Genomic DNA, 12,031 nt, shown 5'->3' on the forward strand with positions numbered 1-12,031 from the left:
TCAATAATGAGTTACGACTCAATATTTAGCTCTTTGAGTTTGCGTGTCAGGGTATTACGTCCCCAACCTAAAATTTTAGCCGCCTCTTGTTTGTGGCCATGAGTGTGCTTGAGCGCCGACTGCAACAAGATGCGTTCGACGCTGGGTAGCGCTTGTTGCAAAATGCCGTGTTGTCCTTGTGTTATCGCATCTTGGGCCCATTGGGTGAGGGCTTGCTGCCAATCATGTGCTTCACTGTCGGCCACAGTGCTGGGCTGGTTGAGCAGCTCCCTTGGGAGATCGGAGGGAAGCACTTCCTTACTGCTGGCCATCACGGTCAGCCATCGGCAGGTGTTTTCTAGCTGGCGGACGTTACCCGGCCAAGGTAACTGGCTCATCATGGTTTCTGTGTCTGGGTGGAGTTGCTTGGCTTCGACATCCAGCTCTTTGGCGGCGCGGGCAAGAAAATGCTGACATAGCTGGGGAATATCTTGGCGCCTATCTTTGAGTGAGGGCAGATGAACGCGGATCACGTTCAAGCGGTGAAACAGGTCTTCTCGGAAACTGCCTTCTGTCACCAAGCGTTCGAGATCCTGGTGGGTAGCCGCGATAATGCGCACATCCACATCGACCGCCGCGTGACCGCCGACCCGATAGAATTGGCCATCCGCTAGCACACGCAGTAAACGCGTTTGCACATCCAATGGCATATCGCCAATTTCATCGAGAAATAACGTCCCCCCATTGGCTTGCTCAAAGCGTCCTTGCCTGACCGCGTTGGCCCCAGTAAATGCCCCTTTCTCATGACCGAACAGCTCGGACTCAATCAAGTCTTTGGGGATGGCGGCCATATTCAGGGCGATAAAGGCTTGATTGGCCCGCGGACTATGACGATGTAGCGCTTGGGCGACTAGCTCCTTACCCGTGCCCGACTCACCATTGATTAACACCGAAATCGAGGAGCGTGACAGCCGGCCAATGGCACGAAACACCTCTTGCATCGCGGGGGCCTCGCCGATGATCTCTGGTGTCTGCGTTTGCGGCTGTTGTGACGTTTGTTGCTTTTGCTGCTCTTTATAGTGGGCCAGTGCGCGCTCAACCAGAGCCAGCGCTTCATCAATATCAAACGGCTTGGGCAGGTATTCAAACGCGCCTTTTTGGTAGGCGTTAACCGCGGCATCTAAATCCGAGTGCGCGGTCATGATGATCACGGGTAAGTCAGGGTGTTGCTCTTGTACCGCTTTTAGCAGCGCCAGCCCATCGCTACCTGGCATGCGAATATCGGAGACCAACACATCAGGGCGACGTTCATGCAGGGCACTGAGTACATTTTCAGCATTGCTAAACGTATCGCAGGTGAGGCCGGCGGCACTGAGGGTGCGTTCCATCACCCAACGAATGGAGCTGTCATCATCAACAATCCAAATGGTCCCTTTACTCATGTGGCGTGTCCTTTTCAATGATTGGCAATTGGATGGTGAAGCAGGTATGGCCTGGCCAGCTATTCACGTCAATTTTGCCTTGATGCTGATCGATTAAATGATGGGTGATAGCGAGTCCAAGCCCATTGCCGTCAGCCTTGCTCGTCACCATGGGGTAAAACAAGGTGTCCTGCAGATGCGGCGCGATCCCAGGCCCATTGTCGATGATTTCAATTTGCGCGACCACTCGGTGACGCTCGCCATGGATCACGGTTTGAAAGCCTGTACGCGTGCGGAGCGTCAAACAGGCGTCAGGCTGACCGCGTATGGCATCGGCAGCATTGGTGGCGACGTTGAGAATCGCTTGCTCAAGCTGCTCAGGATCCATCTCAAAATCGGGTAAGCTGGGGTCGTAATCGCGAATGATCTGGATGCCTTCGTGGTTATCGAGGCTGATCAATTGGCGGACTTTTTCCAACACAACGTGAATGTTTTGTCGTTGGCGCAACCCAGGGCGCTGTGGCCCCAGTAAACGGTCGACCAAGTTTCGCAATCGGTCGGCTTGCTCGATAATAATTTGCGTATATTCAGTCAAGTTCGCATCAGGCAGCATCTTTTCTAGCAACTGTGCCGCCCCGCGTAAGCCGCCGAGCGGGTTTTTTATTTCATGTGCCAAGCCGCGTACCAACTCTTTTGCCGCTTGTTGTTGCGCTTTTTGGGTAAGCTCCTTACTGATCCTTTGTTGTTGGCTGACCACATTCACTTCCAGTAACAGCCGTCCCTCATCTTCTTGATCAAACAACGGACTGGCGCTGAGTTGCACCTTTTGTGGCTGGCCGTCCACCACCCAGGTCACATCACTGTCCGTCAAGCTTTGCCCGGCACGAGTGGTGTTGGCAATTTGTCCCCAGTCGACGCTGGCGTGCTGAATCTGCGCGGTGAGCGGTTGTGTCAGCAGGCGCCTGGCACTTTGGTGCATCAGCTGCTCGGCGGCCGCGTTGACGTACTGAATACGCCATTGGCTATCCACCACAATGATCGCGGTGAGAAGATGATCGAACAGTTGAGCGGGGGTCATCCGTGTTGCGTCCTTGTTTGCACTGTTTTGGTGCATTGAGTGTAATCGAGATCCTTGCTTGATGCAGCTTGCACTGCCGGGTTTGTGAATTCATCGGCGTTGCCGCGGATTAATCATGCGTTCGATGTGGCTGATTCACATGGGCGCGATGCAAATACACCTGATGCTCAGAGGATGATGCAATTACCTTGCCGCTTTCTAAATAGCGGACTTGAAAACGATGGGTGCCCCTGTCTATCGGGCTGAGGTGCCATTGTAGTGTGAGCTGTGAGGCGCTGCGCGTCTGCTTAGGGTGAGCCTGAACGGGGTTACCGTCCATCACCAGCTGGACCTGGTCGCTTGGGGAAGCCGCCGGAGCAAGGGTGGCTTTTACTGAAACCTTACCGGGATTACTACGTAACGTCGCGCCATCACTGGGGTGAACCAGTGTGATCGCCACGTTTGATTGACTGGCGGGCTGGGTGGTTGTCTGCGGCGGTTGCGTTAACGATGGCGACACCGGCGAGGGAGCATAATGCCGCACTTGGTGGGGCGCATTGGGAGGCTGATCACTGATATGCCACTGTCCGTTTTGATCCCTCCATTGGTAAATCGTGCCAGCCTGGCAGGTGACAGTGAGGCTGAACACGATGATGGCTATCCAGCGCATCGCTTACCCTTCTTTTTCTGCAGATATGGACCATGATAAGCCACATCGTGCGGGTAAAAAGCACAAAAAAGCCCACCTGCGAGGTGGGCAACAATTTGCGTTGTTTGCGCGCTTATACCGAGTAGTACAGCTCGAATTCTACGGGATGCGTGGTCATTTGGATGCGCTCAACGTCTTCGCCTTTCAGCGTGATGTAAGAGTCGATGAAGTCATCAGAGAATACGCCACCTGTGGTCAAGAATTCACGATCCGCGTCAAGCGCTTGCAGGGCCTCTTTCAGTGACTCGGCAACGGTTGGGATTTCCGCTGCTTCTTCCGCTGGCAAGTCGTACAAGTCTTTGTCCATGGCATCGCCAGGGTGGATCTTGTTCTTAATCCCGTCTAGGCCAGCCATTAGCATGGCTGCGAAGCAGAGATACGGGTTGGCTGTTGGATCGGCAAAGCGAAGCTCAATACGGCGTGCTTTCGGGCTCGGTACCACAGGGATACGGATTGACGCTGAGCGGTTACGTGCTGAGTAAGCCAACATGACCGGCGCTTCAAAGCCTGGGACCAGACGCTTATACGAGTTGGTTGAGGCGTTGGCGAATGCGTTGATCGCACGCGCGTGCTTGATGACACCGCCAATGTAGTACAGTGCGGTTTCAGACAAACCACCGTATTTGTCACCGGCAAACAGGTTTTGACCATCTTTGGCAAGCGACTGGTGGACGTGCATTCCTGAACCATTGTCACCAACCAGTGGCTTAGGCATAAAGGTTGCCGTTTTACCAAAGGCGTGCGCGACATTGTGAACCACGTATTTGTAGATTTGAATTTCGTCGGCTTTGGTGGTCAAGGTGTTGAAACGGGTGGCAATTTCATTCTGGCCCGCGGTCGCTACCTCGTGGTGATGTGCTTCAACCACTAGACCCATTTCCTCCATCACTAATGACATGGCAGAACGGATGTCTTGTGATGAATCAACCGGTGCAACTGGGAAATAACCGCCTTTCACACCAGGGCGGTGACCTTTGTTACCCCCTTCGAGAGCGGTGCCTGAGTTCCAGCTTGCTTCGACGTCGTCAATTTTGTAGAACGAGCCAGCCATATCGGTGGCAAATTTGACGTCGTCGAATAAGAAGAACTCTGGCTCAGGACCGATGAGAACGGTATCGGCGATGCCGGTTGCGCGCATGTAATCTTCTGCGCGTTTAGCAATTGAGCGTGGGTCACGGTCGTAGCCTTGCATGGTTGAAGGCTCAAGAATGTCACAACGGATATTCAGGGTACTTTCCTCGGTAAAAGGGTCAAGCACGGCAGAGCTTGGGTCAGGCATCATCACCATGTCTGACTCATTAATGCCTTTCCAGCCCGCAACCGATGAGCCATCAAACATTTTGCCTTCTTCAAAGAAGTCATCATCAATCTGATGTGAGGGAATAGAAACATGCTGCTCTTTACCCTTGGTATCGGTAAAGCGCAGGTCGATGAATTTCACCTCGTTTTCTTGGATCAGTGCGAGCACGTTTTCTACTGACATGTGAAATAACCTCCGGTGTCAAATTGAGTAAATAGCGAGTTGGCTCCTTGCTTCATGACAAAGCGAAAACCGTGCCAACAATTTTAAGCCGCGCCAAACCGCGTTTAACGCGATAAAACCGTGTGCAGCCTGAGTCAAAAGCGTGCATTGTGCACCATTGTAGTGCAAACATGATCGCATATGGTGCAAGGGGCAAAGACGGTGCGCCGCTTTGCACGAGATGCGTGCAGGCATCGTCCCCTCTCTTTGTAGCAGACAATGCATGACAAGAGTGTGGACGGTCTTTAAAAATTCATTTTTTCTCTCATCACGATGAATCCTTGTATTTGCACAATAAATAACCAACTGTGACAGGGTGAACCCTGAGTGACGGTGAGCCAATTCACATAATAAGGTGGGTTTTGCGACAAAATCTGGTACATTACGGCCGTTTTTTTAATCAGGTGGCGGTGCCGTCGTGTTAGCATAGCTCGCCAACTTCGGCGCGCGCCCCGTCTATCGAGTGAAAAAGAGAGTCCATGACCAAAATACAGACAGATAAACTAAGAAATATCGCCATTATTGCCCACGTTGACCACGGTAAAACCACGCTAGTGGATAAGCTGCTGCAGCAATCCGGTACGCTGGCTTCCCGCGGTGAGGTGGAAGAGCGTGTCATGGACTCAAACGACATTGAGAAAGAACGTGGCATTACCATCTTGGCCAAGAACACTGCCATTAACTGGAATGACTACCGCATCAACATCGTTGATACCCCAGGACACGCCGACTTTGGTGGTGAGGTTGAGCGTATCATGTCGATGGTTGACTCCGTACTACTGGTCGTCGATGCGGTAGACGGCCCGATGCCACAAACCCGTTTTGTGACCCAAAAAGCCTTTGCCCATGGTTTGAAACCGATTGTGGTAATCAACAAGATTGACCGCCCCGGGGCGCGTCCTGACTGGGTGATGGATCAAGTCTTTGACTTGTTTGACACCCTCGGTGCGTCGGATGAGCAATTGGATTTCCAAGTGGTTTACGCGTCAGCCCTTAACGGCTGGGCGAGCCTAGAAGAAACCACAGAAGGCGAGGATATGGAGCCGCTGTTCAACGCGATCGTTGATAACGTTGATGCACCGGATGTCGATATCACCACGCCGCTGCAAATGCAGGTGTCTCAGCTGGATTATAACTCTTATGTGGGTGTGATCGGCGTGGGTCGTATTACACGTGGCTCGGTTAAGCCGAACCAGCAAGTCACGATTGTGAGTGCAGATGGCAGCAAGCGTAACGGTAAAGTCGGCAGTGTTTTGGGCTACATGGGCCTAGAGCGTCATGACGTTGATGAAGCCTCTGCGGGCGATATTATTGCCATTACGGGGTTGGGTGAGCTGAAAATCTCAGACACGATTTGCGATCCAAGTAATGTGGAAGCCTTGCCTGCACTGACCGTAGATGAGCCTACTGTGACCATGACCTTCCAGGTGAATACCTCGCCGTTTGCAGGTCTCGAAGGTAAATACGTTACGTCACGTAATATCCTTGAGCGTCTGCAAAAAGAGCTGGTCCACAATGTGGCACTGCGCGTGGAAGAGACCGATAACCCAGATAAATTCCGCGTGTCTGGCCGTGGTGAACTCCATCTGTCTATTTTGATCGAAAACATGCGTCGCGAAGGCTTTGAGCTGGCGGTATCGCGCCCAGAAGTGATCATCAAAGAAGAAAACGGCGAGAAATTCGAACCGTTTGAGACAGTGACCATTGACGTGCTCGAAGAGCATCAAGGTGGCGTGATGGAAAGCATCGGTCTGCGTAAAGGCGAGCTGACGAACATGCTTCCAGATGGTAAAGGCCGTGTACGCATGGACTTTGTGATGCCATCACGTGGTCTGATTGGTTTCCAAACAGAGTTTTTAACACTGACCTCTGGCTCGGGGCTGATTTATCATACCTTTGACCATTACGGTAAGTACAAAGGTGGCGATATTGGCCAGCGCATTAATGGTGTGTTGATCTCAAATGCGGCAGGTAAAGCACTGACTTACGCACTGTTTAACTTGCAAGACCGCGGACGCTTGTTTGCCGAGCACGGTGACGAAGTATACGAAGGTCAGGTGATTGGTATTCATAATCGTGCCAACGATCTGACCGTTAACTGCTTGAAAGGTAAGCAGCTGACCAACGTTCGTGCATCAGGTACCGATGACGCGCAGGTATTGAGCCCAGCGATCAAGTACACCTTGGAGCAGGCGCTTGAGTTTATCGATGATGATGAACTGGTTGAAGCGACGCCGGAGAGCATTCGTATCCGTAAGAAGCTATTGACCGAAACCGAGCGTAAGCGCGCAGGTCGGAAAGGTTAATCACGCGGGCATCACCGCGCGATGTGGACAAAGGGCACCCTCGGGTGCCTTTTTTATTGGCTAGCGTTTAATTGAGGGTTTGGATAAAGCGATTTGACGCTTGGATTGCGCGTTGCATGTCAGCGACTGCGCGGTCTATCTCGCCCGAAAGGGCATCCAACTCACCTTGTAACGCACCAATTGCGCGGGCATTGAGGTTGTGTTTGAGATAAAGCCGGTTATCTTGCAAGGTGTTCAGTACCGGTGTCATGGTTTGTTCGGCACGACGCATGGCATCACGTAATCGCTCGTATTCCTCACGAGTCTGGCGTAAGCGCTGCTCACTATCACGCTGTAGGCGTCGATTCGTGTACAAGTCTAATTCTTCTTCCCACTCATCAAACAGCGCGTCAGAGACAGATTCAAGGGCGTCGATGCGCTCACGCACGCGGGTGACGGCATCATGGCTTTGCTGGTACTGACTATCGACTGCCTCATAGGCGGCTTGTAGCTCTCCCCCCTCAAACTCGGTGAGCTGGCTTAGAGCTTGTCGTGCGTCTTTAAATTGTGACTGCGCCGCTTGCTGGGCGTTGGCCGCGTCTTCCACTCTGTCGACCATGATATCGCGTTTATGGATGCCCACTTGCTCCATCGCCGAGTAATAGGCAGACTGACAGCCGGTGAGTAGGGTTAAACAGGTCGCAAGCATAAAGATAACCCGCACAGGCAACTCCTTAATCATAAATCATGTACACTCATTACGCTTAAGGCTAACACAAGGTTAAGGTGGAAGGATGCGCAAAATTGGGATCCTGGATGAGAAAAGGTGGTGTCATTATCGTCATTGGTTGATGGCGATGCTGACCCATTTATGGCGGCGTATGGGCGAAGATCGGCTCACGGTGAGTGCGGGCCATATGGCGTATGTGACCCTATTATCTTTGGTCCCCTTGGTGACCGTGGTTTTATCCGCCTTTTCGAGTTTTCCTGGTTTTTCAGAGGTGGGTGAGACGTTACAGCAGTTTGTGATTAACAACTTTGTGCCGGCTGCTGGCGAGGTGGTGGCACGCTACCTCAATGAGTTTGTTGCTAATGCCGGTAAAATGACGGCAGTGGGGGTGAGTTTCTTGTTTGTGGTGGCCATCATGCTGATTTCCGCCATCGACAAAAGCCTGAATCACACCTTTAAAATTCAGACCAAGCGACCCACAATGATCGCCTTTTCCATCTATTGGATGGTGCTCACCTTAGGGCCAATCCTTATTGGCACCAGTATTGCGTTGAGCTCCTATTTAACCTCGCTGTCGTTATTACAAAGCGGGATTGCCAATGATTTGTTTACCACCTTATTGCGCGTTTTGCCCTTTATCCTGACCACATTGACCTTCATGGGGCTTTATACGTTGGTCCCCAATACGCGCGTGCGTCTGCGCCATGCCTTTGCCGGGGCGGCGGTGGCGAGTATCCTGTTTGAATTAAGCAAGAAAGTCTTCGCCCTCTATGTGACGCACTTTCCCTCGTATCAACTGATTTATGGCGCGTTGGCGGTGATACCCATTCTCTTTGTCTGGGTGTATTTTAGTTGGTGTATCGTCTTGTTTGGTGCCCAAGTGACGGCGACGCTGAGAGAGTCTGAACGTTGGTGGCCGCGCGCGGAGGGCGACGCTTCTCATTTTGGGTCGAGCGCTCTGGATGCGTCATCTCCCCCTTTAACCATTGAAAAAGAGGAAACCCATGATCGCCCTCATTCAACGCGTGAGTGAAGCCAATGTGACCGTAGAAGGCACTCGCGTGGGCTGTATAGGAAAAGGCTTGGTCGTGCTGCTAGGTGTCGAGAAAGGCGACACCGAGACTCAGGCAGCCAAGCTGGCGCATAAAGTGCGCGGTTATCGCGTCTTTGAAGATGACGAAGGAAAAATGAATCTCAATGTGTCACAGGCAGGGGGATCGTTACTGGTGGTCTCTCAGTTCACCCTCGCGGCTGACACGAAAAAAGGAATGCGTCCAAGTTTTTCAGGGGCCTCGCCCGCCGAAGCGGAACGCTTGTATGAGGTGTTTTGCCATGATTGCCAACAGGCTGGCGTGAAGACGCAAACCGGTCAGTTTGCTGCAGATATGAAGGTGAGCTTGGTCAATGATGGGCCGGTGACTTTCTGGCTTCAGGTATAAATGTGCGCCTAACAGGGAGAGATAGGCATGTTTAAAATCGTCACGCCACGTACAGAGCAAGAGCTTGCGCGTTACTATGACTTTCGCTATCGCATGTTGCGCGAGCCTTGGCATGCGCCGCGCGGCTCAGAGCGTGATGCCTACGATGGCAATGCCTGTCATCGCATGATTGTCGACAGTGATGATGACCCYGTYGCCATYGGKCGTCTTTACTTAACCCCAGACAACGATGGTCAGATCCGTTATATGGCGGTCTCTCCCGATTTTCGTAATCGTGGCCTCGGGGCGCTCATATTAATGGCACTAGAGTCATTGGCCCGGCAAGAGGGGGCCAAGCGTCTTGTGTGCAGTGCGCGAGAAGAGGCGGTAAGCTTTTATGTTCAACATGACTTCATTCGTCAGGGGGATCTCAGTGATGAGCGCGGGCCGATTCGTCATCAACAGATGGTGAAACCCTTAGACCCTTTGTCTGATGTGGTACGTCATCCTGAGTGGTGTACCGAGCTGCAGCAGCGCTGGCAAGAACAAATCCCTATCAGCGATAAAATGGGGGTGCAGATCAGCCAATTCACCGGCTATCACTTTGAAGTGTGTGCCAATTTAAATGCCAATTTGAATCCGCGTCACACCATGTTTGCGGGCAGCATTTTTAGTCTTGCCACGCTCGCGGGTTGGGGAATGGTGTGGCTGTTAATGAAAGAGCGTCAACTCAGTGCGGATATTGTCCTCGCAGACAGCCACATTCGTTATCGTCGCCCGGTGGCGGAGCGGCCAAGGGCGAGTGTATCGCTGGATAACTTGAGCGGTGAGCTTGATAGGCTGGAAAACGGTCGTCGGGCGCGTGTTACGCTCGAAGTCGAGTTTTTTAGTGGCGACGATAAGGCCGGCGTGTTTACCGGCACTTATGTGTTGCTGCCATCAGACGATGGCGCCACCGCACAGCCTGCCCCTCAGTTGGCACTACTGCGTTAACGTACACTTGGGGTGGCGGTTTGATAAATCGGCCAATCAATCGACACGGATGTGTCCCCCTGAAGAATACCCGTGATATGGCCACGGTCGGCTTTTAGAGAAAGTTGTTCAAACGGGAACGACCGCGACTGGCGTTGCTGGGTTGGCGCTTTTTGAAACCACCCAGACATTCGTTCTGGCCAGCCTTTATCTGGCGTGACATCCGCGTGACCATTCAGCAGGGTAACCGCAAGGGTGCCATTTAACCCCACGTTGAAACTTTCGGTATCAGACGCCAGCCCAGACCATTGCCCTTGAAGATCGTGAAACCCGCTTAAAGGCAGCGGCCAGTCAAACCATGATTGATAAAGGGATAAGGGGACGTGTAGGCCGTCAATTTGGAATGACCATGGTAGGCTCGGCGTGTTGTAATTCCACTGGCCGGAGGCAGCAAGCTGACCATCGGAAAAACCCAGTAATAATTGACGTAGATTGACGAGCCCATCGCTCGCTTCTACGCGTAAGTAGGGTTCAGCCAGCCACTGCTGATTGATGCTGGCATAGCTGGCGCTCGCGGTTAGTGTTCCATGGTGTAATTGCCACTGCGTGTCATGCCGCAGACGCAGATCGCGCCCATCGATATCAATGCCATCCACCTTGATCGGGAACCCTGGCGATAACGCTAACCACTCATTGTGTTTCAGCGACAGATCGGTAATGACGATATGTGGCGGCCAATCTGGCAATGCGCCTATCAGCGGCCTAAGCCGTTCGCGGCTGAGGGTGAGGCCATTGGCGCGTAGCCTGTCTATCTGCCAAACCTGGGGCGAAAATTGGCCGGAAAGCGCGATAAATCCTTCATGCCACTGGCTGGTGAATTGATTGACTATCCACGTATCACCGCGACGCTCCAGCTCCCCTAACGGTTGCTCCCACGTTTGCCCTTGCCAACGGATATAGTCGGCATTAAACGAGGCGCGTAGCTGAGGTTGATGCCACCAAGGCGACTGAGGGGTAAACGCTAATTGTTCCGCCGAAAAGGTTAGGGCATTGACCGACAGATGATCCGTTTCGGCACTGAGTTGACGGACGTCCGCACGATCGATGGTGACCTGGGTGTTGGACGGCCAATGTGACAAGGCTTCGCGGAGCCGCTGTTGTGTTTGCTCACTATCTACAATGGCATTGCTAATGGTCAATTGGCTCAAGGCGAGTGCACCAGGTTGCCATTGCCCTTGGGCGCTAAAGGCAGCACGTTGCCATTCAAATGAGACGCCATTGAGTTGCCAGCCTTTTGGCGAGGGTTGGGCATCTAGGAGGGCATCAGAGACCGTTAGGTCGTGCCAATCGATCTGTTTGGCTTCCCATTGCGCGCGACCACGGACCGATCCCCATGGTGAGTCGCCCTTTTGCCACTTATCAAGCTGGGCACTCACTTGGTGCGCTTGCCAATCTCGTCCAATGAGATTTAGGTCGTTGAACAAGATACGACCGATTTGCAGGGACGCAGGCAACATCTCTAGGCTAGGTGGTGGCGTGCGGCCCGTCAGATCGATAGACAGGCCATCAATCCGCAGCCAGTGAATGTGTGGCAACCGCGTAGCATCAAGTTGTACGCGCAGCCGGTCGGCCTGCCAGTGTTGCGGACCGACGTGATAGTTAGGCTTGGTGAGGATCAAACTCAGTGGCTGACGCCAATGATAGACCACCTGTTTGGCGGAGAGATCGCCTGGCAGCAAAGGTGACACGACATGATGAAACAGCGCGGTGCTGTAGCGCGTGTGAAAGAGGACTGCTAACACCAATAATGCGGTGACACAGAGAATGAAAAAGCTGGCGAACAGTTTGGCCAGGATGCGCATGAACCAACCCTATCAAGGCAATCAGTAGCAATAAGACTGGCGCAAAAGTGTCGTCACTTCAACTATTAGCCAGTAT

Annotated in this window: 10 protein-coding genes; 4 read left to right on the plus strand and 6 right to left on the minus strand. The window is 52.7% G+C overall.

Going from position 1 to position 12,031, the window contains the following annotated elements; all coding sequences use genetic code 11:
* Window positions 1-11 precede the first annotated feature (11 nt).
* From glnG to glnA, 4 genes are all read right to left on the minus strand, one after another.
* A complete protein-coding gene (gene glnG, locus BZG23_RS13135; protein WP_077607202.1) occupies window positions 12-1,421 on the minus strand; it encodes a nitrogen regulation protein NR(I) in 1,410 nt (469 codons plus the stop codon).
* A complete protein-coding gene (gene glnL, locus BZG23_RS13140; protein WP_077607203.1) occupies window positions 1,414-2,478 on the minus strand; it encodes a nitrogen regulation protein NR(II) in 1,065 nt (354 codons plus the stop codon). Before glnL ends, glnG begins: the two co-directional genes overlap by 8 nt.
* A 109-nt stretch (window positions 2,479-2,587) precedes the next feature.
* The gene (locus BZG23_RS13145; RefSeq protein WP_077607204.1) at window positions 2,588-3,127 is read right to left on the minus strand and encodes a DUF4124 domain-containing protein; all 540 of its coding nucleotides are present in this window, start codon (window positions 3,125-3,127) and stop codon (window positions 2,588-2,590) included.
* A 112-nt stretch (window positions 3,128-3,239) separates the two neighbouring features.
* The gene (gene glnA / locus BZG23_RS13150) at window positions 3,240-4,649 is read right to left on the minus strand and encodes a glutamate--ammonia ligase (RefSeq protein ID WP_046074445.1); all 1,410 of its coding nucleotides are present in this window, start codon (window positions 4,647-4,649) and stop codon (window positions 3,240-3,242) included.
* A gap of 518 nt (window positions 4,650-5,167) precedes the next feature.
* On the opposite strand from glnA, the gene typA reads away from it, so the two are divergent.
* The gene (gene typA / locus BZG23_RS13155) at window positions 5,168-6,994 is read left to right on the plus strand and encodes a translational GTPase TypA (protein ID WP_046074444.1); all 1,827 of its coding nucleotides are present in this window, start codon (window positions 5,168-5,170) and stop codon (window positions 6,992-6,994) included.
* A gap of 67 nt (window positions 6,995-7,061) precedes the next feature.
* Here typA and BZG23_RS13160 read toward each other — a convergent pair whose 3' ends face one another.
* Window positions 7,062-7,715 (minus strand): DUF2959 family protein, encoded by a 654-nt coding sequence (locus tag BZG23_RS13160; RefSeq protein WP_108743740.1) that lies wholly within the window; start codon window positions 7,713-7,715, stop codon window positions 7,062-7,064.
* 52 nt (window positions 7,716-7,767) lie between these two features.
* Here BZG23_RS13160 and BZG23_RS13165 point away from each other — a divergent pair, with 52 nt between their 5' ends.
* Genes BZG23_RS13165 through BZG23_RS13175 form a run of 3 tightly spaced genes read left to right on the plus strand, consistent with a single transcriptional unit; the run spans window position 7,768 to window position 10,114 of the window.
* Window positions 7,768-8,736 (plus strand): virulence factor BrkB family protein, encoded by a 969-nt coding sequence (locus tag BZG23_RS13165; protein ID WP_077579495.1) that lies wholly within the window; start codon window positions 7,768-7,770, stop codon window positions 8,734-8,736.
* Window positions 8,708-9,142 carry a D-aminoacyl-tRNA deacylase gene (gene dtd / locus BZG23_RS13170; protein ID WP_046074442.1) on the plus strand — a complete coding sequence of 145 codons (435 nt, stop codon included), beginning with the start codon at window positions 8,708-8,710 and terminating at the stop codon, window positions 9,140-9,142. The genes BZG23_RS13165 and dtd overlap by 29 nt, the downstream gene beginning before the upstream one ends.
* A gap of 27 nt (window positions 9,143-9,169) precedes the next feature.
* A complete protein-coding gene (locus BZG23_RS13175) occupies window positions 9,170-10,114 on the plus strand; it encodes a bifunctional GNAT family N-acetyltransferase/hotdog fold thioesterase (protein WP_077607205.1) in 945 nt (314 codons plus the stop codon).
* On the opposite strand, the gene BZG23_RS13180 is transcribed toward BZG23_RS13175, so the two are convergent.
* Window positions 10,111-11,955, minus strand: a complete 1,845-nt coding sequence (locus tag BZG23_RS13180; protein WP_077607206.1) for an AsmA family protein — start codon at window positions 11,953-11,955, stop codon at window positions 10,111-10,113. The two genes, BZG23_RS13175 and BZG23_RS13180, sit on opposite strands and share 4 nt — an antisense overlap.
* Window positions 11,956-12,031: the final 76 nt, after the last annotated feature.

The organism is Salinivibrio sp. ML290 (genome assembly GCF_001995695.1).
GTDB lineage: Bacteria > Pseudomonadota > Gammaproteobacteria > Enterobacterales > Vibrionaceae > Salinivibrio > Salinivibrio siamensis.